The 25,762-nt window shown below is 71.3% G+C and carries 20 protein-coding genes; 13 read left to right on the top strand and 7 right to left on the bottom strand.

Annotation, left to right across the window (positions count from 1 at the left end):
- Positions 1-84: 84 nt before the first annotated feature.
- Positions 85-846, top strand: a complete 762-nt coding sequence (gene fabI / locus HNR15_RS08540) for an enoyl-ACP reductase FabI (protein WP_179480840.1) — start codon at positions 85-87, stop codon at positions 844-846.
- Positions 847-958: 112 nt separating this feature from the next.
- A complete protein-coding gene (locus HNR15_RS08535; RefSeq protein ID WP_179480838.1) occupies positions 959-3,175 on the top strand; it encodes a tetratricopeptide repeat protein in 2,217 nt (738 codons plus the stop codon).
- A gap of 61 nt (positions 3,176-3,236) precedes the next feature.
- Here the strand turns inward: HNR15_RS08535 and cphA are convergent, their stop codons facing one another.
- The 4 genes from cphA to glgC are packed head-to-tail and all read right to left on the bottom strand — an operon-like array spanning position 3,237 to position 9,493.
- Positions 3,237-6,098: a cyanophycin synthetase gene (gene cphA, locus HNR15_RS08530; protein ID WP_179480836.1), complete on the bottom strand. Its 2,862-nt coding sequence runs from the start codon at positions 6,096-6,098 to the stop codon at positions 3,237-3,239.
- 43 nt (positions 6,099-6,141) lie between these two features.
- Positions 6,142-7,026, bottom strand: coding sequence for a cyanophycinase (locus HNR15_RS08525; RefSeq protein WP_179480834.1), 885 nt, complete (start codon positions 7,024-7,026; stop codon positions 6,142-6,144).
- Positions 7,019-8,224 carry a phosphoserine phosphatase SerB gene (gene serB / locus HNR15_RS08520; protein ID WP_179480832.1) on the bottom strand — a complete coding sequence of 402 codons (1,206 nt, stop codon included), beginning with the start codon at positions 8,222-8,224 and terminating at the stop codon, positions 7,019-7,021. Before serB ends, HNR15_RS08525 begins: the two co-directional genes overlap by 8 nt.
- Before the next feature lie 21 nt (positions 8,225-8,245).
- On the bottom strand, positions 8,246-9,493 hold the full coding sequence (gene glgC / locus HNR15_RS08515) for a glucose-1-phosphate adenylyltransferase (protein WP_179480830.1): 1,248 nt from the start codon (positions 9,491-9,493) through the stop codon (positions 8,246-8,248).
- Positions 9,494-9,582: 89 nt separating this feature from the next.
- Here glgC and glgA point away from each other — a divergent pair, with 89 nt between their 5' ends.
- A complete protein-coding gene (gene glgA / locus HNR15_RS08510; RefSeq protein WP_179480828.1) occupies positions 9,583-10,794 on the top strand; it encodes a glycogen synthase in 1,212 nt (403 codons plus the stop codon).
- A gap of 127 nt (positions 10,795-10,921) precedes the next feature.
- Here glgA and HNR15_RS08505 read toward each other — a convergent pair whose 3' ends face one another.
- Positions 10,922-11,680 (bottom strand): hypothetical protein, encoded by a 759-nt coding sequence (locus HNR15_RS08505; RefSeq protein ID WP_179480826.1) that lies wholly within the window; start codon positions 11,678-11,680, stop codon positions 10,922-10,924.
- Positions 11,681-11,714: 34 nt separating this feature from the next.
- Here HNR15_RS08505 and HNR15_RS08500 point away from each other — a divergent pair, with 34 nt between their 5' ends.
- The 4 genes from HNR15_RS08500 to HNR15_RS08485 are packed head-to-tail and all read left to right on the top strand — an operon-like array spanning position 11,715 to position 14,835.
- Positions 11,715-12,500, top strand: coding sequence for an ABC transporter ATP-binding protein (locus HNR15_RS08500; RefSeq protein ID WP_179480824.1), 786 nt, complete (start codon positions 11,715-11,717; stop codon positions 12,498-12,500).
- Between the two features lie 42 nt (positions 12,501-12,542).
- On the top strand, positions 12,543-13,307 hold the full coding sequence (locus HNR15_RS08495) for a TSUP family transporter (protein WP_179480822.1): 765 nt from the start codon (positions 12,543-12,545) through the stop codon (positions 13,305-13,307).
- Positions 13,304-14,026 carry a TSUP family transporter gene (locus HNR15_RS08490; RefSeq protein WP_179480821.1) on the top strand — a complete coding sequence of 241 codons (723 nt, stop codon included), beginning with the start codon at positions 13,304-13,306 and terminating at the stop codon, positions 14,024-14,026. The genes HNR15_RS08495 and HNR15_RS08490 overlap by 4 nt, the downstream gene beginning before the upstream one ends.
- Positions 14,023-14,835, top strand: a complete 813-nt coding sequence (locus tag HNR15_RS08485) for a TrmH family RNA methyltransferase (protein WP_179480819.1) — start codon at positions 14,023-14,025, stop codon at positions 14,833-14,835. The genes HNR15_RS08490 and HNR15_RS08485 overlap by 4 nt, the downstream gene beginning before the upstream one ends.
- A gap of 66 nt (positions 14,836-14,901) precedes the next feature.
- Here HNR15_RS08485 and HNR15_RS08480 read toward each other — a convergent pair whose 3' ends face one another.
- A complete protein-coding gene (locus HNR15_RS08480; RefSeq protein WP_343048474.1) occupies positions 14,902-15,915 on the bottom strand; it encodes an LLM class flavin-dependent oxidoreductase in 1,014 nt (337 codons plus the stop codon).
- A gap of 64 nt (positions 15,916-15,979) precedes the next feature.
- On the opposite strand from HNR15_RS08480, the gene HNR15_RS08475 reads away from it, so the two are divergent.
- The 5 genes from HNR15_RS08475 (at position 15,980) to HNR15_RS08455 (ending at position 21,260) form a co-directional block, all read left to right on the top strand.
- Complete coding sequence (locus tag HNR15_RS08475; protein WP_179480815.1) at positions 15,980-16,294, top strand: hypothetical protein; 315 nt, start codon at positions 15,980-15,982, stop codon at positions 16,292-16,294.
- Between the two features lie 9 nt (positions 16,295-16,303).
- Positions 16,304-17,092 carry a lysophospholipid acyltransferase family protein gene (locus HNR15_RS08470; protein ID WP_179480813.1) on the top strand — a complete coding sequence of 263 codons (789 nt, stop codon included), beginning with the start codon at positions 16,304-16,306 and terminating at the stop codon, positions 17,090-17,092.
- A gap of 76 nt (positions 17,093-17,168) precedes the next feature.
- Positions 17,169-19,301: a RecQ family ATP-dependent DNA helicase gene (locus tag HNR15_RS08465; protein WP_179480811.1), complete on the top strand. Its 2,133-nt coding sequence runs from the start codon at positions 17,169-17,171 to the stop codon at positions 19,299-19,301.
- Between the two features lie 38 nt (positions 19,302-19,339).
- Entirely contained in the window at positions 19,340-19,879 is a 540-nt protein-coding gene (locus tag HNR15_RS08460; protein ID WP_179480809.1) for a hypothetical protein, read from the top strand.
- A gap of 55 nt (positions 19,880-19,934) precedes the next feature.
- Positions 19,935-21,260 (top strand): DNA polymerase IV, encoded by a 1,326-nt coding sequence (locus tag HNR15_RS08455; protein ID WP_179480807.1) that lies wholly within the window; start codon positions 19,935-19,937, stop codon positions 21,258-21,260.
- 16 nt (positions 21,261-21,276) lie between these two features.
- Here HNR15_RS08455 and HNR15_RS08450 read toward each other — a convergent pair whose 3' ends face one another.
- Complete coding sequence (locus HNR15_RS08450; RefSeq protein ID WP_179480805.1) at positions 21,277-22,065, bottom strand: hypothetical protein; 789 nt, start codon at positions 22,063-22,065, stop codon at positions 21,277-21,279.
- Positions 22,066-22,364: 299 nt separating this feature from the next.
- On the opposite strand from HNR15_RS08450, the gene HNR15_RS08445 reads away from it, so the two are divergent.
- Complete coding sequence (locus HNR15_RS08445) at positions 22,365-25,754, top strand: transglutaminase family protein (RefSeq protein ID WP_179480803.1); 3,390 nt, start codon at positions 22,365-22,367, stop codon at positions 25,752-25,754.
- The last annotated feature ends 8 nt before the right edge of the window (positions 25,755-25,762 follow it).

Here is a 25,762-nt window from a genome sequence, read left to right as displayed (position 1 = left end):
CGGGCGCGGACGTGAGCGATCCCGCAGGTCGTGCGCGGATCGCCCGGCCCCAGACATTTCACGCATCGCGCTAGAGAGGACGACATGGGACTGCTCGAGGGTAAGAAGCTTCTGGTCACCGGGGTGCTGATGGACTCCTCCATCGCCTTCCACGTAGCGCGGCTGGCGCAGCAGGAGGGCGCGGAGGTCGTGCTGACGTCGTTCGGGCGCACCATGAAGATCACCCGCACCATCTCCCGGCGGCTGCCGACGACGCCCGAGGTCGTGGAGCTCGACGTCACCAGCACCGACGACCTGGACTCGCTGGCCGACCGGCTGCGCGAGCACGTCGACGGGCTCGACGGGGTGTTGCACTCCATCGGTTTCGCGCCGCCCGGTGCGTTCAACTTCCTCGAAGGCACCTGGGAGGACGCGAGCACGGCGCTGCAGGCGTCCGCGTACTCGCTGAAAGCCCTTGCGGTAGCCGCACTTCCGCTCATGCACGAGAAGTCCTCGCTGGTGGGGCTGACCTTCGACGCGCAGTTCGCGTGGCCGGTCTACGACTGGATGGGCGTGGCGAAGGCGGCGTTCGAGTCGACCAACCGATACCTCGCGCGCGACCTCGGACCGCGCGGCGTGCGGTGCAATCTGGTCGCCGCCGGTCCGGTGCGCACGACCGCCGCCAAATCGATCCCCGGCTTCGAGACCTTCGAGAACACCTGGGGCGAGCGGGCACCGCTGGGCTGGGACGTGCGCGACGCCGAGCCTGCTGCTCGCGCGTGCGTGGCCCTGATGTCCGACTGGTTCCCCGCGACGACGGGGGAGATCGTGCACGTCGACGGTGGCGTGCACGCCATGGGGCAGTAGCGACCAAGCGCAGGGAGTCAGAACTAGACCAGGTGCGGACGTAGTCAGAGTTGATGGTCAGGCGCGGAGCGACTGTCCAGGAACTTTGCATGCACCGCACTAGGCTTCGCGGGTGTCCACCCACGCAGGCGCGACCGTGACCCATGTGCGGGTCCTCGAGGGTCCGAATCTCTACTTCACCCGCCCCGCGGTGCTGCTGACGCTGTCGGTGCCCGGTTATCTCGCAGCAGAGCGCGACGTGCTCGTCGACGTCGCGCGGGGGCTCGGCGTACGACGTTCGGAGCCTGGTCGGCCCGGCACCGAGGCGCGGCAGCGTTTCGTGCTCCGGGTGGTCGAGCGGGCCGTGCGATCGGTGGCCGCAGGCGCCGGATCCGCCCGCCTCGGCGTGCGTGCCCGCGCGGGCGCCGCACCGGAGGAGCTGCTCGTCGCGGTCGCGGTGCGCAACCGCGGCCGGGCTGTCGCCCTGGGCGAGGAGCTGGGTCCGCTGCTCGCCACCCTGCTCGCCGGAGAGGACACACATGACGCCGTGGCGTCCGCTGCCGGGCGGGTGCGGGCGACGCCGGTCGGGGACGTGCTCCGGCCGTTGCGACCCCGGATCCCCACGGTCTGCGTGACCGGCACCAACGGCAAGACCACGACCACCCGGTTGATCGCGCACCTGGCGATGACCGCCGGCCGACGCACCGGATGGAGCTCCACGGACGGCGTCCTGATCCAGGGCGAGCTGGTGGAGTACGGCGACTTCTCCGGCCCGGCGGGGGCGCGCACCGTACTGGCCGACAAGGGCATGGAGTTCGCCGTGCTGGAGACCGCACGCGGCGGCATGCTCCTGAAGGGCCTCGGAACGGCGTACAACCACGTGAGCGTGGTGACGAACGTCAGCGCCGACCACCTCGGCGTGAACGGGATCGACACGCTCGATCAGCTCGCCGAGGTCAAAGCCATCATCACCCGCGTGACACGCCCGGACGGGTGGGTCGTGCTCAACGGGGACGACCCGCGGGTGTGGGCGATGCGCGGCGCGGCCGGCGGCCGGCCGTGGTGTTTCACCCTGTCCCCGGATGCTCCCGCCCTGCGCGAGGCCATCGACGCGGGCGGTCGTGGCATCACGGTGCTGGACGGGCAGCTCACGGTGCTCGCGCCGGGTCATTCGCCGGTCCGGCTGCTGCCCGTCACCGACGTCCCGGTCACGCTCGCCGGTCTGTCCGAGCACAACGTCGCGAACGCGCTGGCCGCGGCGGCGGCCGGTCTCGCGGCGGGTCTACCGCACGACGCGGTCGTCGAGGGGCTGCGCACCTTCCTGCCCGACGCCGAGCACAACGCCGGCCGGATGAATGTCTACTCCCTTCCCATCGATGGTGGCGAAGTGACGTTCATCGTCGATATGGCACACAACGAAGCTGGCCTCGAAGCACTCCTGCGCGTAGCGCGTGGCCTGAAGCCGCCGGGATCGCAGGTCCTGCTCGGACTGGGAACGGGCGGCGACCGCACGGACGAGATCCTCGTCAACCTCGGAGAGCTCGCCGGGTTGGGCGCCGATCGCGTCTACATCGAGCACAAGGAGCACTATCTGCGCGGTCGCACCATGGCCGGGCTCGAAACCAAGCTGCGAGAAGGGCTTTCGCGTGTAGGAGTGACGCCGGTGGCGTCCTCGGAAACGGAGTTGGAGGGGCTCGTCGCGTTGCTCGGCGACGCGCGGGACGGCGACGTACTGGCGGAGATGGTGCACTCGCACCAGGCGCTCGTGCACACCTGGCTGCTCGAACACGGCGGACGCGTCGATGACCCGGCGGCGATCGCTCGCAAGGTCGGTGCCGCCAATGGTCGGCACGAGGCCGATGATCGCATCGCGGCGCTGTGGGCCATGGACGACGACGTACGCCGCATCGCGGCTGCACACGCCCTCGCGCGCGACTTCCCGGACGACGGCCGGGTGCTCTACGAGTTGGCCGGCACCTACGACTCCGCCGGTCGCGAGGAGGAGGCGGTCGCGCGCTACGACGAGGCACTCGCCCGTCCGTTGCGCGAGCCCTTCCACCGTCGGGCTCTGATCCAGAAGGGGTCGACGCTGCGGCACCTGGGGCGGCTCGAGGAGTCACTCGCGATCTTCGACCAGCTGGCGGCGGACTGGCCGGACAACCCTGCCGTCGTGGCGTTCCGCGCGTTCACCTTGCACGATCTGGGCCGCGATCCCGAGGCCCTGCGGACGGCGCTGGAACACCTTATCGCCGCGTCGGCCGACCCCGACGTGCAGCGCTACCCCGGCTCGCTCGCGCGCTTCACCGCCGCCATCGCCGACGACCGCCCCGACCTTCCCGTCGAGGGGTAGGCACATCGTCGAGGGTGGGGATATCCCACCCCTCGAGCAGTTCGCTACCCCTCGACGGGCGTCAGAGGGTGGGCAGCGGCGGCTCGATCGCCTCCCGGCGGGCGGCCGCCTCCTGTGCGTACGACGTCTGTGCCTCGTCCACGAGCTGCTGCGGATCGAGATCGGGGTCGCCGGGCTGATCCCCGTCGGTGCGCGATCCGGCGGCGGCCTCGTGGGTGAAGTCCTCCAGCTCGGCCAGCACGGCCGCGTGCTGGTCGACGCAGAGCATCACCAGGTCGCCGGGGTTGGCCAGGTGCACCGAGTGCCGCACGGCCGCGATCTCATCGACGACCGTGGCGATCTGCCGGCAGCGTGCACCGGCGTCCATGGCGCGCTGCGCGCCGCGTACGACCAGTGCCGCGGCCTCACCCGGCGCCCGACGACGCAGGTTGGCGTCCTCCCGGACGACCATGACGTCGAAGTGCTCGGCCGCGATGTGCCCCAGCGCTTCGATGTCCTCGTCGCGTCGGTCGCCGGCCGCGCCGATCATGCCGATCCGCGAGATGCGGTGGTCCAGCGACTTCTGCCGCTGCTCGACGTACCCCTCGACGAACTCGCCGAGCCGCTCCATGCCGGGCGGGTTGTGGCAGTAGTCGACGAACACCTCGGCGCTGTTGACCTCCAGGCGGTTCAGGCGGCCGGGGGACAGGTAGTACGACGTGGTGTAGGTGCGTAGACCCTGCCGGATGTCGTGCAACGGGGCTCCGGCGGCGAACGCGGCACCGGCGGCGGCCAGCGCGTTCGCGACGTTCATCCGGGCGGTGCCGCCGAACGTCGACGGCAGCAGGTGCGTCCACGCCAGCGGCATCCGGCGGCGACCCTGACGCAGCACGATCATCTCGCCGCGGTCGCTCGGCTCCAGGACGACGGCGCGGGCGCCACGACGGCAGCGCTCCTCGACGAACTCGCGGATCTCACTGCCGGGCGGCTCCATCGAGAACCACACGATGGTGCCCGAACACTTGCGTCGCATCGCGCGTACGTGCGGATCGTCGGCGTTGAGCACGGCGAAGCCGTCGCGCGGAACAGCCTCCACGACAACCGATTTCACCGTCGCGAGCTGTTCGAGGGTGTCGATGCCGCGCATCCCGAGGTGGTCGGCCGCGATGTTGGTGACCACGGCGATGTCGTTGCGGTCGTAGCCGAGACCCTCGCGCAGGATGCCGCCGCGGGCGACCTCGAAGACAGCGAAGTCGACCCGGGGGTTCGACAGCACCATCCGCGCGGACCGGGGACCGGACGCGTCGGCCCGGATGACGAGCCGCTCGTCGATCACGATGCCGTCGGTCGAGGTCATGCCGACCTTGTGGCCGAGGCCCTTCATGATGTGCGCCAGCATCCGCGAGGTCGTCGTCTTGCCGTTGGTGCCGGTGACCGCCACGATCGGTACCCGCGACGGCGCGCCCGGCGGGAAGAGCAGGTCGACGACCGGTTTGCCGATGAACTGAGGCTCGCCGACGGTCGGGTGGGTGTGCATCCGGAAACCGGGCGCGGCGTTGACCTCGCAGATGGCCCCGCCGGTCTCACGGACCGGTGCCGTGATGTCGGGACAGATGAAGTCGATACCCGCGACGTCGAGGCCGATCAGCTGCGCGGCCTCCTCGGCGATCTCGATGTTGTCCGGGTGCGCGTCGAAGGTGCGGTCCACCGAGATGCCGCCGGTGGACATGTTGCCGGTAAGCGCCAGTTTGACCATCTGCTCGGCGGGTGGGATCGAATCCCATTCGTAGCCCTGAGACTTCACCAGTTCGCGTGCGGCGTCGTCGACGGCGATCCGGGTCAGCACCTTCTCGTGGCCGACGCCGCGGCGCGGGTCGGCGTTGGTGATCTCCACCAGCTCGCCGACGGTGTGCTCGCCGTCGCCGATCACGTGCGCCGGCACCCGCTCGGCGATGGCCGCCATCCGGCCGCCGATGATGAGGCAGCGGTAGTCCTTGCCGGTGATGTGCGACTCGACCTGGACGACGCCGCGTTTGGACTGGCCCTGTGCGATCGGGAACGCTGCGAGCACGTCCGCCTCGCTGCGCAGGTCGAGGCACACCCCGCGGCCGTGGTTGCCGTCGAGCGGTTTGACGACCACCGGGAAGCCGATCGAGGTGGCCGCCTCCGCCGCGGCCTCGGCGGAGCGGACGCTCTCGGCCTTGGGCACCGGCAGACCCGCCGAGCCGAGGAGGGTGGTGGTGAGGCTCTTGTCGCCGGCGATGTCGACGGCCAGGGCCGAGGTGCGCGAGGTCATCGTGGCGCGGATGCGCTGGGCGTGCACGCCCTGGCCGAGCTGCACCAGCGAGGCCTGGTTGAGCCGGGTCCAGGGGATGTCGCGGCTGGTCGCTTCCTCGATGATCGCGGCCGTCGACGGACCGAAGGCCATCCGCGCGGACGACGCGAGGAACGCGTCGAACTCGAGCGCGAAGTCGAAACCCGGCTCGGCGCGTACGAGGTGGTTGACCAGACGAACGGCGAGCCGCCCGGCGGCCAGCGCGACCCGCTCGTCCAGGTAGCCGTAGATCACGTTGTAGCGGCCGGGCACGCTGCGGTCCGCACGGGTCTTGCCACGCCGCAGGTCGTGGCCGGCCTGCTGCTGCAGCTGCAGGGCCACGTGTTCGGCGACGTGCCCGAGCCAGGTGCCCTCACGCAGCCGTTCGATGAAGCCGCCGCGGTGCCCGCGCGAGCAGGTGTGTCCGTCCAGTCCCGGCAGCAGCTGCAGCAGGGCGTCGGTGAAGCCGGGCAGCGTGTCGGACGGGTAGCCCTCCAGCACACCGAGATCCACCACGAGGTGGACGGCCTTGTCGTAGGACCACACGTTGGGCCCGCGGTAGACGCGGGTGGAGACGATCTGCAGGTCGGGCGCTGCGGGTCCGGTGGGGACAGGGCGGTCGATCGGCAAGGCGGAACCTCCGTACGGGTTCGGGGATGACGGTGCGCGTCGGTCAGTGACGCAACGCTGCGGCCGCCGTTGCGGTGTCGTGCCGGTCGCGGCTGGAGGAGACCGACAGGTCGGTGTGCTTCTCCACGAATTCGGTGAGGGTGGCGGTCTGCAGGTCGAAGGTGGAGCCGAAGGGCAGCGTGTGCACGACGGCGCCGGTGACGAGCAGTGGAGCGTCGCGGCGGGCCTCGTGGGCGTCGGTGACCGCGTTGCGGGCGTCGACCACGAAGACCGCACCCGAGCCGACGACGGTCAGCTCCGAGTCGTCGGTGATCTCCGCGGCGGTGTCCTCGTCGATGCCCATCCCGAGCAGACTGGGCGAACCGGCGACCAGCGACAGCAGCCGGCCGTAGCGGGCGCGCTGGTCGAAGTGCTGGTCGACGATGACGCCGGGCAGCAGCCCGAGTCCGGCGGTCAGCTGACTGGAGCGTTGCCGCGGTGTCACGCCCTCGTCGCCCATCGAGATCATGAACTGGCTCATGATCGATGCGCCCGCGGAGGTGCCGGCCACGACGGCGCCGCGCTGGTAGGCGCGCAGCAGGGCCGCGCCGAGCGGCGTACCGACGATCAACTGGCTCAGTTTCAGCTGGTTGCCGCCGGAGAGGAAGACACCGGTGGCGTCGTCGACGCGGTCCACGAGCTCGCTGTCACCGGCAGCCTGCCGGTTCGCCGGATCGACGGAGGTGACGGATGCGCAGCCCAGCCGCTCGAAGACGGTGGAGTAGACCTCGACCACCTCGTCCGGGACCGAGGACGCCGTGGGAATGACGACGAGGCGAGCCTTGCGGCCGCCGGCGAGCCGCACGAACCGCCGCAGGATGGTGACCCGGCCGACCTTGTCCTCCGCGCCTCCGATGATGAGCAGCGAACGTTTCGGTGCGTCAGGCATGAGGGGAGTCTAGGGAGTCGGCTGGTGTCTTCTCCGCCGCGTCGATCTCGTCACGGGAGATGCCGAGCAGATAGAGCACGGCGTCGAGGTAGGGCACGCTCACGGACGCGTGCGCCTCGGCCCGCACGACCGGTTTGGCGTTGAAGGCGATGCCGAGACCGGCGATGGCCAGCATGTCCAGGTCGTTGGCGCCGTCCCCGACGGCGACCGTCCGGGAGAGCGGCAGCCCCGCCGCGTGCGCGAATCGCCGCAGCGCACGCGCCTTCTCGGCCCGATCCACGACCTGCCCGGTGACCCGACCCGTGAGATGCCCGTCGCGGATCTCCAGGGTGTTGGCGTGCGCGTGGTCGATGCCGAGCTCGGCGGCCAGCGGCCCGACGATCTCGATGAACCCGCCGGACACCACGGCGACCGTGAACCCCAAGCGCTTGACCGTCCGCACCAGGGTGGCGGCTCCAGGGGTGAGCCGAACGTCACGGCGTACGTCGGCGAGCACCGACTCGGGCAGCCCGGCCAGCGTCGCGACCCGCTCGTGCAGGCTCTCGGCGAAGTCCAGCTCGCCACGCATCGCGCGCTCGGTGACGGCCGCGACCTGCGCCTCGACCCCGGCGTGCCGCGCGAGCAGCTCGATCACCTCGTCCTGGATGAGCGTGGAGTCCACGTCCATGACCAGCAGGCGCCGGCCGCGGCGGTCCAACCCGCCGGGTGCGACCGCGACGTCGACGGCATGATCGGAGGCTTGGAGCGCGAGTGCGCGCCGCAGGCTCGTCACCTCGGCGCCGGACACCTGGAGCTCGAGGCCGGTCAGGGGAGTGCGCACCAGCCGGCGCACCCGCTCCACGCGCGCCCCCTGCGCATCGATCGCGGAGGTGATGGCGGCCAGTGCCGCCGTACCCAGCGGTGCCCCGATGACCACGACGGAGGCTCGCCCGCTCTGCGGCGTCGGCACGTCGTCGACGTCGGTGGTCAGCGCGAGGTGCAGCCCGTGGGCGCGTGCGACCCCGGCGGCCGCGTCGTGCAGGGCGTCGGATCCCGAGCGGCAGGTGAGCAGCAGGGAGACGGTGAGGCGCCCGCGGACCACCACCTGACCCAGGTCGAGCACGTCCTCGTCGAACGCCGCGACGGCCGCGAGGAGGTCGGTGACGGCTCCGGGGGAGTCGTCACCGGTGAGGGTGAGCAGGGCGGTGCCGGACGACATGCGCACAGTCTCCCGGCTCGGTCACGGTTGCAGGACGGTGCCCTTGCCGACGACCACGATGCCGCTGTCGGTGACGGTCAGGCCGCGCTTGCGGTCGACGTCGTGGTCGACGCCGATGCTGACGCCCTCGGGGACGACGACGTCCTTGTCGAGGATGGCGCGCCGGATCGTGCACGAGCGCCCGATGTCGACGTTGTCGAGCAGCACCGAGTCCTCGATGCGCCCGAAGCTGTGCACGTGCACGTTGGGGGACAGCACCGACCGCTGCACCACGGATCCACTCACGATCGTCCCCGCGGAGATCATCGAGTCGATCGCGACGCCACGCCGCTTCGCCGAACCGTGCACGAACTTCGCGGGCGGGAACGAGCCCGCGTTGGTGAGGATCGGCCAGTCGTAGTTGTAGACATTGAAGATCGGCAGGATGGAGACCAGATCCATGTGCGCGTCGAAGTACGAATCCATCGTGCCCACGTCACGCCAGTAGCCGCGGTCGCGCTCGGTCGCGCCGGGGATCTCGTTGTCGCCGAAGTCGTACGCGTACGCCTCACCCCGGCTGACGAAGTCCGGCACGATGTCGCCGCCCATGTCGTTCTTGCTGTCGTCGCGCTGCGCGTCGCGGCGTACGGCGTCGACGAGGGCATCCGCCGTGAAGACGTAGTTGCCCATCGAGGCGAGGATCTCCCCAGGGCTGTCCTCCAGGGGCTGGGGATCGGTGGGCTTCTCCCGGAAGGCGGAGATGCGCTGCGAGCCCTTCTCCAGCTCGATGACACCGAACTGGTCCGAAGACGCGATCGGCTGGCGGATCGCGGCCACCGAGCAGGCGGCGCCGGATTGGATGTGCTGGGAGACCATCTGGGAGAAGTCCATCCGGTAGACGTGGTCGGCTCCGACCACGACCACGATGTCCGGCTTCTCGTCATGGATCAGGTTCAGGCTCTGGTAGATCGCGTCGGCCGATCCCGCGAACCACTGCTTGCCCAGGCGCTGTTGGGCCGGGACGGGCGCCACGTAGTTGCCGAGCAGCGTCGACATCCGCCATGCCTTGGTGATGTGCCGGTCCAGGCTGTGCGACTTGTACTGGGTCAGCACGACCATCTTCAGATAGCCGCTGTTGGCCAGGTTGGACAGCGCGAAGTCGATCAAGCGGTAGATCCCGCCGAACGGCACGGCGGGTTTGGCACGGTCGGCCGTCAACGGCATCAACCGTTTTCCCTCTCCACCGGCGAGCACGATGGCGAGGACGCTGGGACCACCTTTGGCAACCATCCACCCAACCTAGGCCCACCCCCGGGTGCTGTGCGGGCCGTTCCACGACGCGGTGGTGCCGCTCGTCCCGTAGGACTAGCGTCGCGCAGGTGCGCGTCGATCTGCTGACCAAGGAATATCCGCCGAACATCTACGGCGGCGCGGGGGTGCATGTCGCAGAGCTCGTGAAGGCCCTGCGTGCCGCCGGTGTCGAGACGCGGGTGCGCGCGTTCGGCGTGCCCGTCCAGGAGCCGGACACCACCGGGTACCCCGACCTTCCCCAGCTGCAGGACGCGAACGCCACCCTGCAGACCCTCGGCGTCGACCTGACGATGGCCGCGGACTGCGCCGGCGCCGACGTGGTGCACTCGCACACCTGGTACGCCAACATGGCCGGCCACCTCGCGTCGCTGCTGCACGGCGTGCCGCACGTCATCACCGCGCACTCCTTGGAGCCGATGCGGCCGTGGAAGGCCGAGCAGCTCGGCGGCGGTTACCGCGTGTCGTCGTATGTCGAGCGCACGGGGTACGAGCACGCTGCCGCCGTCATCGCGGTGTCGGACGGGATGCGACAGGACGTGCTGCGCAGCTATCCCGCGCTCGACCCGGCGCGAGTGCACGTGGTGCACAACGGGATCGACGCCGCCCTCTGGGCACGGGACGAGTCGCCCGAGGCGTTGGAGATCGTCCGTCGGCACGGCATGGACCCGGACCGGCCGTCCGTCGTCTTCGTCGGTCGGATCACCCGGCAGAAAGGGTTGCCCTACCTGCTGCGGGCCGCCGCGCAGCTGCCGCCCGAGGTGCAGCTCGTGCTGTGCGCGGGCGCACCGGACACCCCCGAGATCCTCGCCGAGGTGCAGGGCCTGGTCGCCGGGCTGCGTGAGTCGCGCGGGGGTGTGGTCTGGATCGACGAGATGCTCCCGCGGCAGGAAGTGGTCGCACTCCTCTCTGCTGCAACGGTCTTCATCTGCCCCTCGGTCTATGAGCCGCTGGGCATCGTCAACCTCGAGGCGATGGCGTGCGAGGTGGCGGTGGTCGGCACGGCGACCGGTGGCATCCCCGAGGTGGTCGCGGACGGCGAGACCGGGTGGCTGGTGCCGATCGACCAGGTCGCCGACGGCACCGGCACGCCGAAGGACCCGGACGCGTTCGTCGCGGACCTGGCGCGGGTGCTGACCGACGCGGTGTCGGACCCGGCGCGGGCGCGGGAGCGCGGTCGGGCCGGTCGCGAGCGCGCGGTGCGCGAGTTCGGCTGGGAGGCGATCGCTACGCGTACGCAGGAGGTCTACGACCAGGTCGCCCGGGAGTGGGCCGCCCGCTGAGCGCAGGAGGCATGACGACCCCGCGAACAGCACGGCGTGCGCGTTTTGCGTCTGCGGCCAGGACTGCAGCCCGGGCCGCAGACGTAAACCGCACGCACGGACGCAAACCCACCACGACGAGGGCGCGTCAGCGGGCGGGGCGCAACCCGCCGAGCGACAGAGCGCAGGACGTCGTCGCCTGGGCGAGCGCCCGGTCCGCGCCCGCTTGAAGGCGCAGCAGCAGCGCATGCCGCGCGCCGTCGTCATGTCCGTGAACGGCAGGTGACTCGGCCAGGGCGACGTCGACAGCCGAGGCGATCGACCCGGCGAGCACCAGGATGCGGTGCGCACGCCCCGGCAGTCCGGGCGGCAGACCCCAGTCGTGGTCGCGCACCCGGGAGTCGACCTCGGCGCGCGCGGTCGAGCCGGCCCACGGCTGCACGTCGAGGGTCTCGAACGCGGCCGTCGCCTCCCGCACCAGCTCGGCCAGGTCGCGCTCGATCTGGCTCTCCTGCAGGCTCTCCAGCTGGTGGACCGGCGTCGGTTCGCAGTCGTACGCCGTCCAGGTGATCTGGGTGCCCGTGTCGCCCTCGGGCCCGTAGGTCTCGATGGTGGGCACCAGCGCACCGCCGAGCGCCGGCACGTAGACGCACTCGCCGGAGTCGGCGGCCGCGCCCGTGAAGTCGAGGCTGCCGCGCGGCATACCCGTCAGATCGCCCGGCCGCGGCAGCGCGCACCCGAGCACGCGCTCGCCGAAGTCCTGCCACAGGGCGAGCCGGTCGAGTGCTCCGTGCACCTCGTCGACGTCGGGCATGGCCCGGCGTACGGCGTCGTCGAGGTCGAGGTGACCGGCCCAGGCGGCGGTCACCCAGAGGCTGAGGCGCGCACACGCCGGGAGGGTCGACACGGCGAACATCGTAGGTCGCCTAGGGTCGGGCTCCATGAGCGATGTGCTGGCGCTGGCCGAGGTGAGCGTGGTCCGCTCGGGCAAGTCGTTGCTCGACCGGGTCAGCTGGGAGATCGAGGAGGGCGAGCGCTGGGTCGTCCTCGGACCCAATGGAGCAGGCAAGACCACGTTGCTGCAGATCGCTGCCGGCAGGATGCATCCCACGACGGGCGTGGCCGGCGTGCTGTCGGAGGTGCTCGGCGCGGTCGACGTCTTCGAGCTGCGTCCCCGGATCGGGCTGGCGTCCGCGTCGATCGCCGAGCGGATCCCCGGCGGCGAGGTGGTCCGCGACGTGGTGGTCACCGCGTCGTACGGCATCGTCGGGCGCTGGCGTGAGGCGTACGACGAGCTGGACCACGCGCGCGCCACCGAACTGCTCGGCGCGCTGGGCGTGGCCCACCTGGTCGACCGCCGCTACGGGACGCTGTCGGAGGGCGAGCGCAAGCGGGTGCAGATCGCCCGCGCCCTGATGACCGATCCGGAGCTGCTGCTGCTGGACGAACCCGCCGCCGGACTCGACCTCGGCGGCCGGGAGGACCTGCTCGGCCGGCTGTCGGCGCTGGCGCAGGACACCGACGCCCCGGCCCTGGTGCTGGTCACCCACCACGTCGAGGAGATCCCGCCGGGCTTCACCGACGTGCTGATGCTGCGCGACGGTGCGGTCGTCGCGGCAGGTCCGATTGAGCTCACCCTGACGGCGGAGAACCTGTCCGCCACCTTCGGGATGCCCCTGGTCCTGGACCGGCACGGGGACCGCTGGTCCGCGCGCGCCGACAGTTGAGACGCGCGCGGGCGCGTACGACGTTCTCGTTAGGTTGATTCGGTGCCGCTCAGCCATGCAGTCCTGATCCTGCTCGCCGGAATGGTCGCCGGGATCATCAACACGGTGGTCGGTTCGGGCACCCTCGTGACCTTCCCGACGCTGCTGGCCTTCGGCTATCCGTCGGTGACGGCGAACGTCTCCAACACGCTGGGTCTGGTCGCGGGCGGGCTGTCCGGCACGTTCGGCTACCGCAAGGAACTGCGCGGGATGACGGCGGTGCTGAAGCGTCTCGCGCCGATGTCGTTCCTCGGCGGAGTCACCGGGGCGGTGCTGCTGATCGTGCTGCCACCGGGTGTCTTCAAGACCGTCGTGCCGGTGCTGATCCTGATCGGCATCCTGCTCGTCGTCTTCGGGCCGTGGCTGAGCAAGCGGGCGCAGGCCGCGCACTCCGACTCCGACACCCGGGCGCGGCGCATCGCGCTGCTGGTCGGCATCTACGGCGCGGGGGTGTACGGCGGCTACTTCGGCGCCGCCCAGGGGGTGCTGCTCCTCGGGCTGATGAGCGTGCTGATGACCGACTCGCTGCAGCAGATCAACGGCGTCAAGAACGTCCTGGGCACCATCGTCAACGCCGTCGCCGCCATCACCTTCCTGATCATCGCGTGGGACCGGATGAACTGGGCCGCAGCGGGACTCATCGCCGTGGGGTCTCTCATCGGCGGCGTCATCGGTGCACGGGTGGGCCGTGCGCTGCCGCCGTGGCTGCTGCGCGCGTTCATCGTGGTGATCGGTCTGGCCGCCATCGGCAACCTCGTGCTGCGGTGAGCGATCTCGTCGTCTACCTGCTGCTGGGTGGCGTGATCGCCGTGGGTGCGCTCGTGCAGTCCGTCGTCGGGTTCGGACTGGCGGTCGTGGCCGCGCCGTTCATCATCATCCTGCGTCCGGATCTCATGCCCGCCGCGCTGCTGCTCACCTCGCTGGTCCTCCCGCTGTGGGAGCTGGCCTTCGGCGAGCGCGACATCGACTGGCGGCTCTTCGGATACGCGATCGCCGGACGGGTCGCACTGATGCCGGTCGGCGTGTGGCTGGTCGCGGAGGCGTCCGGCGACGCGATCGCCGTGGTCGTCGGGGTCATGGTGCTGGTGGCGGTGGCCGCGTCGGTCTCACGGCTGACCGTTCAGGCCCGTCCGATGCCCGCCCTGGGTGCGGGCATCCTCACCGGCATCTCCGGTACGGCGGCCTCGATCGGCGGTCCGTTCCTGGGGCTCGTGCTGCAGCACGAGCGTCCCGCGCGGGTGCGCTCGACGCTCGCGGTGTTCTTCGTCGCAGGGGCCACGACGTCACTGCTCGGCCTGGCGGTCGCCGGTCAGGTGCACGGTGGGGAGATGCTCGCAGGACTCGGCTGGATCCCGTTCGTCGCCGTCGGCGCCGTCCTGGCCCGGCCGGTGCGCGCCACGGTCGACCGTGAGCGGATGCGTCGCGCGGTGCTGGTCGTCGCAGCGCTGGCGGGTGTGCTGGTGCTGGCCCGGGCGGCGCTGGCGTGAGCGTCGTACGCATCGAGGACCCCGCGGACGAGCGCGTCCGCGACTACTTCTCGCTGACCGATGTGGCGCTGCGCCGGCTGCTGGAGACCGAGCAGGGTCTCTACCTCGCCGAGAGCGAGAAGGTCATCCGTCGGGCACTGGCCGCCGGGCACCGGCCGAGGTCGTTCCTGATGGGCGAGCGGTGGCTGACCGATCTCGCCGACCTGGTCGAGCAGGCCGAGCGCGACAGCGTGCCCGTCTACACCGCCGACGCGGGGGTGATCGAGGCCATGACCGGTTTCCACCTGCACCGGGGCGCGCTGGCCGCGATGCACCGGCCGGAGCCCGCGCCGTACGCCGAGGTGCTCGCGGGAGCCCGCCGTGCTCTGGTGATCGAGGACGTCGTTGACCACACGAACGTCGGGGCGATCTTCCGCTCGGCCGCCGGGCTCGGGGTGGAGGCCGTGCTGGTCACGCCGCGGTGCGCGGACCCGCTCTATCGGCGCAGCGTGCGGGTGTCGATGGGCACCGTCTTCCAGGTGCCGTGGACGCGCATCGAGCCGTGGCCGTCAGCGCTGGACACGTTGCGCGAAGACGGTTGGTACGTCGCGTCGTTGGCGCTTGGCGAGGGGTCGATCAAACTCGACGAGCTGGCCGCCGACCTCCCGGAGAAGCTGGTGCTCGTGCTCGGCACCGAGGGTGACGGACTGTCGCCGCGCACGCTCGCGCACAGCGATGCCGTGGTGAGCATCCCGATGGCCGGGGGAGTGGACTCGCTCAACGTCGCCGCGGCGTCGGCGGTCGCTATGTGGGCGACCCGCGCCCGCTGATCCCCGCTTTCGGACATGCACCGCGGGGCACCTGTGCCCCGCCGTGCATGTCCAAAACGGTGAGGGTCAGGCCCAGGCCTTCATCAGCAGCTCGTAAGAGCGTCGACGCTGCGCAGGGTCGTGCACATTCGTGGTCACCATGAGCTCGTCGGCGCCGCACGCCTCCGCCCGGGCACGTACGCCCTTCGCCACCTGGTCTCCGGTGCCGATGGTGGTGAAGCGCGACATCCGCTGCGCCATCGACTCGTCCAGCTCGCTCCATTCGTGCTCGGCCGCCTCCTGGGGCGAGGGGAAGGGACCGGGGCGGTTCTGGCGCAGCCGCACCATCGCCAGTGCCGCGGCCCGGGCGTGCTCGGCCGCGGTCTGCTCGTCGTCCGCCGCGATGGCGCTGACCGCGAGCATCGATCGCGGGGCCTCCAGGGCACCGGGACGACCGCTGGGCCGGAAACCCTTGCGGTAGATGTCCATCGCTTCGGTGGGGTCGGCCTCGCCGAAGTGCCCGGCGTAGGCGAACGCCGTGCCGAACGCGGCCGCCGCCTGCGCGCCGTACAGGCTCGACCCGAGGATCCAGATCGGGGGCAGCGGTACGTCGGACGGCTGGGCCGAAATGGGTGCGAACGGGTGGTCTTCGGGGAAACCGTCGACGTAGGCCAGCAGCTCGGCGTACTGCTGCGGGAAGTCGTCGGCGGTGAGCGCCTCGCGGCTGCGGCGCAGCGCGAACGCGGTGAGCTGGTCGGTGCCCGGCGCGCGTCCGAGTCCGAGGTCGATGCGCCCGGGGTGCAGGGCCTCCAGGGCTCGGAACTGCTCGGCGACCTGCAACGGCGAGTGGTTGGGCAGCATGATGCCGCCCGCACCCACCCGGATGCGGCTGGTCGACGCCGCGACGGTGGCCATCATCACGACCGGGGCGCTGCTGGTGACGCTCGGCAGGTTGTGGTGTTCGGCGACCCAGAACCGTTCGTAGCCCAGGGTTTCCGCCGTCTGGGCGAGCTGCACGGTCTCGCGCAGCGCGTCGGATCCGGTGCGACCGGAACTGACGGGGGAGAGGTCGAGCACTGACAGGGGGATCGCGTGGCTCACGAGGGCGACAACGCCGGGCCGCCGGCCCGCATTCCGCGTCAGGACCGCTCGATACCCTGCGCAGATGCAGCTGCGACCCGCCCAATCCGTGACCACTGCGCCCATCGTCGCCGTCGGACTGGTGGGCGGTTACCTGTCCGCCCGGGAGACCGGCGTACGCCCGATCGGAGGTGTCGTGCTCGCCGCCGCGGGCGGGTACGCCGCCCGGACCTGGGTGGCGAAGGCCGGTCCGGCGGGCGCGGCGGCGCTGAGCGCGACGTACCTGCTGTCGTTCGGACTGTCCCACCCGCTGGCGAAGAAGATCGGCGCCTGGCCGTCCGTGATGACCGTCGCCGCGGTCAGTGCGGGAGCTGCCTGGGCGGCCTGCGACCGCCGATAGTCTGACCGGATGGAACCCGTCTACCGTCCCGTCATCGCCGCTGCCCGTGGCCTGTTCGCACTGCAGGGCAACGACATCACCCGGATCGGCGCGGACAACATCCCGGCCACCGGCGGGGCGGTCATCGCGCTCAACCACATCGGCTACCTCGACTTCGCGTACGGCGGCTTCCCCGCCGTCGACGTGGGCCGCCTCGTGCGCTTCATGGCGAAGAAGGAGGTCTTCGACCACAAGATCACCGGACCGCTGATGCGCGGCATGAAGCACATCCCGGTCGACCGCGCGGCGGGCGCGTCGGCGTACCGCGAGGCGGTCCGGGCGTTGCGTGGCGGCGAGCTGATCGGGGTGTTCCCCGAGGCGACCATCTCGCGGTCGTTCGAGTTGAAGGACTTCAAGCTCGGCGCGGTCCGGATGGCGCAGGAGGCGGGTGTGCCGATCCTGCCGATGGTCGTGTGGGGCAGTCAGCGCGTCTGGACCAAGGACCACCCGAAGTCGGTGGGCAAGCGCCGTCACGTGCCGATCACGGTCCGGGTGGGCCCCGCGATCCCCGTGCCCTCCGACGCCGACACCGCGTCCGTGACCGCGCAGGTCAAGGCCGCGATGGGCGAGATGCTGCACGAGGTGCAGGACTCCTACCCCAGACTCACCGGCGACGACCTGGTCTACCTGCCGGCCCGGCTCGGCGGCACCGCGCCAACTCCTGAGCGCGCCCGCGAACTGGACTCGCAGGAGGCCGCCGACAAGATCGCCAAGCGGCGCGCCAAGGCGGCGGCGAAGGCCGCCAAGTCCAAGTCCTGACCGCGCGCCCACCCTGGCGCAGCTTATCTGTGCCCCTGTGGACGGGCCGCCGACTCTGTCGGTCGACCCGGGCACAATGCACCGGGTGACCCAGACACCCGCCGCCACGACCGCCACACCTGCCGAAACCTCCGACATCGACCAGGTCGCCGCGCGGGTGCTCGCCGACCTGGCGGGACCGGGCGCGCAGCTGCGCGACGGCCAGGGCGAGGCCCTGCACGCGCTGACCCGACCCGGCGCCCGGGTGCTGGTCGTGCAGGCGACCGGGTGGGGCAAGTCGGCGGTCTACTGGATCGCCACCGCGTGGAGCCGGCAGGCGGGTCGGGGTCCGACGCTGGTCGTCTCGCCGCTGTTGTCGCTGATGCGCGACCAGGTGGCCGCTGCCGGGAGAGCCGGGCTGCGCGCCGCGACCATCAACAGCTCCAACATCGACAGCTGGAGCGCGATCGAGGCCGATCTGGCCTCCGGCGACCTCGACGTGATCCTGGTGTCGCCCGAGCGGTTGGCCAACCCCGGATTCGGCGCCCGCGTCATGCAGACCCTCGCCGGGCGGCTCGGCCTGGTCGTCATCGACGAGGCGCACTCGGTCTCGGACTGGGGCCACGACTTCCGCCCGGACTACCGACGGGTGTCGGACGTGCTGCAGAAGGTCCACCCCGATCTGCCGGTCCTCGCGACCACCGCCACCGCGAACTCCCGGGTCGTCGAGGATCTTGCCCGTCAGTTCGGCACCGACACCACCGTGCTGCGCGGGCCCCTGGCGCGTTCCAGCCTCGAGCTGGCGGTGCTGCCGACGATGGGTCCGCTGGAGCGTTACGCCTGGGTCGTCGACCACCTGCCGACCCTGCCCGGCTCGGGCATCATCTACGCCCTGACCGTCGCCGACGCAGAGCGGCTCACCCAGGCCCTGCGCACCCGGTACGCCCACGACCCCGCGCTGCGCGTCGCCGCGTACACCGGTGGTCTGGAGGCGGGGGAGCGCGAGCGGCTGGAGGACGCGCTGCGCGCGGGCGAGGTCAAGGCGCTGGTCGCCACCTCGGCGCTGGGGATGGGGTACGACAAGCCCGACCTGGGGTTCGTGGTGCACGTGGGTGCGCCGCCGTCGCCGGTGTCCTACTACCAACAGGTCGGCCGTGCCGGCCGCGCGATCGACCACGCGCCGGTCGCGCTGCTGCCGTCCGCCGGCGACGAGGGCGTGTGGGACTACTTCGCGACGGCGACGATCCCGCGCGAGGACGACGTACGCCGGCTGCTCGCCTCGCTGGGCGATGCGAACGCACCGCAGTCGGTGCCCGCGCTGGAGGCCGAGACCGGGCTGCGACGCGGCAAGATCGAGCTGTTGCTCAAGCAGCTCGCCGTCGACGAGGTCGTCACCCGCGCGACGGACGGTTGGAGCGTCACCGGCACACCGTGGACCTACGACGCCGCCCACTACGAGGGCGTCCTCGCCGGCCGCCGCCGCGAGGCCGACATCATGCGCGCCTACATCGCGGGCGAACGCTGCCTGATGGCGCTGCTGCAGGAGTCGCTCGACGACCCGGCCGCGCAGCCGTGCGGACGCTGCTCGGTGTGCACCGGCCACCTCCCGGACGGCTGGTCCGACCACGCCGATCCCCAGACCGTGCGCGACCTCGCGGCCGTGCTGCGCGCAGACCAGCAGGTGCTGGAGCCGCGCAAGATGTGGCCGGGCGGTGCGTTCGGCGCCAAGGGCCGCATCCCGCCGCAGCTGGCGGCCGCGCCCGGTCGCGTGCTCGTGCACGCCGACGCCGCCGAGTGGAGTGAGCTGCGGGCCGGTCCCTTGCGCCACGACGCGGCCGCACCACCGGAGCTTCAGGAGGCCGCCGTACGCGTGCTCGCGGGCTGGAAGGACGACTGGCCCGCCCGCCCGGATCTGGTCGTCTCCTGCGCGGTGGAGGGGCATCCCGAGCTCACCTCGTCCCTGGCCGAGCAGCTGGCCACCGTCGGCCGGATGAGGTACACCGCGTGGTCGGTGGGCACTCCCGACGTGGTCGATCTGGCGTCCGCGGACGAGGCCGCCGCATGGCGGACCGCATTCGCAGGCAGCGACCTGCCGTCGGTCGACGGACAGAACGTCCTGCTGGTGCTCGACGCCTCACGGTCGGGATGGTCGGTCACGGTCGCTGCGGCCACGCTGCGCGAGGCGGGGGCGAGCGCGGTCCTGCCGCTGCTCATCCACCGCACCGTCTGAGCAGGTCCTGAAGATCGCAGGCCGGGCAGAATCCGACTGTGCCGATCAGCGACGTACTCCAGCACCCGGTGCACACCTACGTGCAGGCAGCGGGTGAGATCGAGCCCGCCCGCGCTGAGAGCAGGATGTCGGCGTACATCTACGGCGACATCCTGGTCCTGGCGGCCACCGCCGGTGTCTCCCGCGGCGACATCCACTCCGGCAGGGCGCTCCTCGTCGTGCTCGGCACCGTCCTGTCGACGTACATCGCCCACGCGCTCGCCGACATCGTGGGTGCGGCGCTGACAGGGCACTCGCTGTCGGGGATCGTGGGCGATGAGCTGCGCGACTCGATCCCGGTCGCGAGCGCGGGCATGCCGTCGCTGGCCCTGTTGGGTGCAGCAGCGCTCGGATGGCCGGCGACGCTGTGGGCCCAGTCGCTGGCCTGTGCGGTCCTGATCGCGCGGCTGGGGCTGACCGGGTTGGTCTACCGCCGGTTGCACAGCGGCATGAGCGTGCATCGCGGCGTGCGGTTCGGGATCGCCGTCGCCCTCGTGGCCGCGGTGGTCGTCGCGATCAAGCTGGCGTTGACCCACTGAGCCCGGCGCGGGTGGCGTCGACCGACCGGTCGGCAGGTCGGGCGAGAATGACCGCATGCGTACGACGGCCAGCATCCTGCACCTGGATCTGGACGCGTTCTTCGCCGCGGTCGAGCAGCGCGACAAGCCCTCGCTGAAGGGCAAGCCGGTCTGTGTCGGGGGCACGGGGCACCGCGGCGTCGTGTCGACGGCGTCGTACGAGGCGCGGGTCTACGGCGCACGGTCGGCGATGCCCACGGCCCAGGCGCGCCGGTTGTGCCCGGCCGGCACGGCGTTCCTGTCACCTCGCTTCGGCGCGTACAGCCGCTCCAGTGAAGCGGTGATGGGGCTGCTGCACGAGCTGTCGCCGGTCGTACAGCAGGTGTCGGTCGACGAGGCGTACGTCGATCTCGCGGCTGCGGGAATCGACCTCACGCTCGACGCCGTCACGGCGAGGGTGCGTCGCTTGCTCGACGACATCCCCGGCGCGACCGGCGGGCTGACGGCTTCGGCGGGGGTCGCGTCGTCGAAGATGCTGGCCAAGATCGCCTCCGACCTGGACAAGCCGGCGGGGTTGGTCGTCGTCCCCCCTGGCCAGGAACTCGATGTGCTCGGCCCGTTGCCGGTGCGCGCCATCGGCGGGATCGGGCCGGCCACGGCGACCCGGCTGCGCACGTTCGGGGTCGAGAGCGTCGCGGACCTGCAGCGCATGGGTGAGCCGGATCTGGTCAGCATCTTCGGCGATTCGCACGGCCGCGGTATCTACCGGCTCGCGCGGGCCCAGGACGACCGCGCGGTGGAGACGGAGCGGGAGGCCAAGAGCGTGTCGGCGGAGGAGACGTTCGAGGTGGATGTGACCGATCCGCGGGTGCTGGCCGCCGAACTCGCCACGATGAGCACCCGGGTGACGGGTCGGTTGGCCGAGGGGTCGGCGTTCGCCCGGACCGTGACCATCAAGGTGCGCCAGCACGACTTCACCACCTCGACCCGCTCGGCGACCCTGCCGCACCCCACGGGCGAGCCCGAGGTCATCCGCGCCACCGCGCAGCGGCTGCTCGACGGGGTCGACGTGTCGGACGGACTGCGCCTGCTCGGGGTCGGCGTGTCCGGGTTCACCACCCACGCGCAGGAGCAGTTCCTCTTCGGCGACGACGAGCCCGAGCACGTAGCGGAAGCGGCGGTCGCTCCCTCGATGCCCGCACCACTGCTGCGATCCAGCCAGGGATGGGCGCCCGGAGCGGACGTGCGGCACGACGAGCACGGCGCGGGCTGGGTGTGGGGCCGCGGCCTGGGGCGGGTCACGGTGCGCTTCGAGGGTCCGGGTACGCCGCCGGGGCCCGTCCGCACCTTCGCCGCCGACGACCCGGCCCTCCACCCCGCCGACCCGCCCAACTGGACCTGACTCGGGCGGGCCTGCGTCACCAGCGCTGGTCGAAGGAGACCTCGTACGCCTCGAGCAGCTGTTGCCGGTCCAGGTCGAGGACCGCGTCGATCAGCGATCGCGCGCCGGCGAGGTAAGTCCACGCGTCGTCGATGTCTGTCGCCAGGAACCAGGCCCGGTCGACAGGCCACCACATCTGCGGACCGAGATCTGAGACCCCGTCGGGTCCCGGCAACGATCCTCCGAGGGCGTAGACGGCGGAGAGCGGACCGCTCATCAGCGCCATCTCGCGGCTGCCCCACCACGGAATCTCGGCGCACGACGCGACGAACCGCTCACCGATCTGAGATGCCTCGGCGTAGGACCGCTGGATACGGCTCCGCTCGACCGCCATCTGAGCCTCGGTCATCTCGTCGGGGGATGAGAACAGGACGAGCACACTGCCGGAGCGGTGGAAGTCGCCGTAGCCCTTCCACACCGTGTACCAGCTCAGCTGCGGTGTGGTCGTCGCGTCGGTCAGCAGGGGGAGCAGCGAAGGCAGGTACTCGCGGGTCAGCGTGCCGTCGGTCACGTGGTACGGCTCGACGTCCCGATGCAGGAACGCGCTCGGTCCGGTCTCGAGAAACTCCGGGAGGGCGTCCGCCCAGCGGGGCGAGTCACGGTCGTCGTTCGTGCGCAACTCGTGCATCACCCGCACCACGGCTGGAAAGCAGTCCGGCACCATTAACGAGACGTCGCCGTGGCGTCCGCGCATCCGAGAGAGCGCCCAGTCGGCGTCGGCATCGGCGACGTCGCGGGCGGCAGTCATCCCCTCGAACGCGTACATGGGCACCGACCCTGCAGCAAATCTGTGGCCCACCGCACCTGGATTATCCCGTCACCTGCGTGCGCCGGGTCGGAAAGTGACCGCACGGCCGACGACCCGCGCGCGCCGGCGTTCGCGGCGTCGGGACGTGGCCGCAGCGCCGACAACCCACGCCGATTGACGTACGTCGCGCGGGAAAGCGACCGCAGGACCGAGAACCCACGCTGCTGTCGTGCGTCACCCGAGTAGTGACCGGATCGAGTCCAGACGTAACACCGGTGCAACCCGGGCACGCCTGGCGACTGCATAGGGTGTGCCTGGTGACGATCCGCGTGGCCCTCCAGCACCGCACGACCTACACCTTCGATCGCCCGGTCACCGTGCATCCTCACACCGTGCGGCTGCGGCCGGCTCCGCACAGCCGTACGCCGATCACGGCGTACTCGCTCACCGTGTCCCCGCGCGACCACTTCCTCAACTGGCAGCAGGACGCGTTCGGCAACTACCTGGGCCGCCTGGTCTTCCCCGAGAAGGTCGGTGAGCTCGACATCATCGTCGACCTCGTCGCCGATATGACGGTCATCAACCCGTTCGACTTCTTCGTCGAGGATTACGCGGAGACCTACCCGTTCGCCTACCCGCCGGAGCTGCAGGCCGACCTCGAGCCGTACCTGCGGCCGGTCGACGACGGCGCGACGGGAGCCGGTCCCGGTCCGCTCGTGCGGCAGTGGGTGCAGGACAAGGTCGAGCAACCCGCCGGCGGCACCCGCATCGTGGACTTCCTGGTCGGCATCAACCAGCGGGTCCGCGACGACGTGGCCTACAGCGTGCGCCTCGAGACCGGGGTGCAGCAGCCCGACGAGACGCTGCAGAAGCACCTGGGCTCCTGCCGGGACAGCGCGTGGCTGCTCGTCTCGGTGCTGCGCCAGCTGGGTCTGGCAGCGCGTTTCGTGTCCGGATACCTCGTACAGCTGACGGCTGATCAAGCGGCGATCGGCGGACCGAGCGGGCCCACCCAGGACTTCACCGACCTGCACGCGTGGGCCGAGGTCTACATCCCCGGCGCCGGATGGGTGGGTCTGGACGCGACCTCCGGTCTCTTCGCGGGCGAGGGGCACATCCCGCTCTGCGCGACCCCGCACCCGTCCAGCGCCGCCCCGATCTCCGGCGCCACCGACTTCACCGGGGTGGAGTTCTCCTTCTCCAACTCCGTGACCCGGGTCTTCGAGGACCCGCGGGTCACCAAGCCGTATTCGGAGGCGCAGTGGCAGGGCGTCCAGGCGCTCGGGACGCATGTCGACGACCTGCTGACCGAGGGCGACGTCCGCCTCACGATGGGCGGTGAGCCGACCTTCGTGAGCGTGGGGGACACCTCGGACCCGCAGTGGGAGACTGCCGCCGACGGTGCCGAGAAACGCGAACTGGCAACGCAATTGGCGGACAAGCTGCGCGCGCGCTGGGCGCCTGAAGGTCTGACGCACCACGGTCAGGGCAAGTGGTACCCCGGGGAGCCGCTCCCGCGCTGGCAGATCGGCCTGCTCTGGCGGCGCGACGGAGAGCCGCTCTGGCGCGACCAGTCCCTGCTCGACGACCCGTGGTCGACGCCGCGGGTCGAGACCGGCTCGACGGCCGCGGGGGAGTCGGTACGCGCTCTGGCTCTCGCGATCGCCGCACGGCTCGGCGTGCCCGCTGAGGTGACGCGTGCGGCGTACGAGGACCCGCTGAACGAGCTGCTCACCCAAGCCCGCGCGCCCCGTGGCGAGCGACCGGACGAGCGCGTCACTCCCGAGGCGCGCACCGAGCAGCGCGAGCGCGAGTTGGCCGCTGTCGACGCCTCCGCAGGTATGCCGGCCGGTTGGGTCGTGCCCATCTTCTCCGACCCGGACGGCGACGGCTGGGCGACCGCGCACTGGCGCACCCGCCGCGAGCGCCTCTTCCTGATGCCCGGCACCTCCCCGCTCGGCCTGCGCCTCCCGTTGGCGTCGGTGGCCTGGACCGAAGCGCCGTACGTGCCCGACCAGTCGCCGTTCGCCGCTCGTGGTCCGCTGCAGTCGATCGACCCGGTCACGGCGTCCGACGACGTGCCGCCTGCACCCGTCCGCGACATCGAGGACTCGCCACGCACCGCCCTGGCCGTGGAGGAGCGCGACGGTCACGTCTTCGTCTTCCTGCCGCCCTGCGACGACTTCGAGCACGGCGTCAGCCTGCTCGCCGCCATCGAGGGTGCGGCTGCGGCGACAGGCGTCGCCGTGGTGCTGGAGGGGTATCCGCCGCCCGGGGACGGCCGCGTCGAGACCCTCAGCGTCACGCCCGACCCCGGGGTCATCGAGGTCAACCTGCAGCCGACGAGCAGTTGGCCGGAGTTGGTGCACCTCACCGAGAGCCTGGACGACGACGCCCGCCACTCCCGGCTCGCGACCGGGAAGTTCGACCTCGACGGCACGCACACCGGCACCGGTGGCGGCAACCACATCACTCTTGGCGGGGCGACCCCGGCCGAGAGTCCGATGTTGCGGCGCCCGGACCTGCTGCGCAGCATGATCACGTTCTGGCAGCACCACCCGGCGCTGTCCTACGTCTTCTCGGGCCGGTTCATCGGGCCGACCAGCCAGAGCCCGCGGGTCGACGAAGGCCGTGCGGAGACCCTCTACGAGCTGGAGATCGCCTTCGCCGAGCTCGAGCGCGTCACGAGCGAGCCCATGCAACAGGGGAAGGACTCCTTGCCCTGGCTGACCGACCGGCTGCTGCGCCACCTGCTCACCGACATCACCGGAAACACCCACCGCAGCGAGTTCTGCATCGACAAGCTCTACAGCCCCGATTCCGACCGCGGCCGTCTCGGGCTGCTGGAGATGCGCGGCTTCGAGATGCCGCCGCATCCCCGGATGGCGCTGGTGCAGGCACTGCTCGTGCGCACCCTCGTGGCGCGCTTCTGGGCCAAGCCGTACGCCGCGCCGCTCATCCCGTGGGGCACGCGGCTGCACGACCGCTTCCTGCTGCCGGCTTTCGCGGCGGCCGATCTGCGCGACGTCATCGACGACCTCAACGCATTCCTGCGTGAGAGTGGCAGCGACACACCGCTCTTCGACCCCGCCTGGGTCGGGCCGTTCCACGAGTTCCGCTTCCCGCGGTTGGGCGAGGTCGACGTCGCGGGCGTGCACCTGGAGCTGCGGCAGGCGCTGGAGCCGTGGAACGTGCTGGGTGAGGAGGTGGGCCTGGGCGGTACGTCGCGCTACGTGGACTCCTCGGTCGAACGCGTCCAGGTGAGCGCGACCGGTCTGCTGCCCGAGCGGCACGTGGTGACCTGCAACGGCGTCCCCATGCCCCTGCTTCCGGTGCCCGGCACCAGTGGCCAGGTCGCGGGCGGCGTGCGCTACCGCGCGTGGGCCCCGCCGTCGGCGTTGCACCCGACGATCGGCGTCCACTCGCCGCTCGTCTTCGACCTCGTCGACCGCTGGAACGACCGCTCGCTCGGCGGTTTCACCTACCACGTGACCCACCCCGGCGGCCGCTCGTACGAGCACTACCCGGTGAACGCCGCGGAGGCGGAGACCCGCCGGGGAAGCCGTTTCGAGGCCGCCGGCCACACCGCCGGTCCGGTCGACACGAGCGCGTGGCCGGCCACCGCGAGCACGGCGTACGCCAGTGTCGACTATCCCGCCACGCTCGACCTGCGACGCTTCTCGGCCGGCCACAAGGCGACCTCGTAGCGTGGACG

This window comes from Allobranchiibius huperziae (assembly GCF_013410455.1).
GTDB classification, from domain to species: Bacteria; Actinomycetota; Actinomycetes; order Actinomycetales; family Dermatophilaceae; genus Allobranchiibius; species Allobranchiibius huperziae.
The sequence above is the reverse complement of the archived record's forward strand: the minus strand, read 5'-3'. Positions and strand labels throughout refer to the sequence as shown.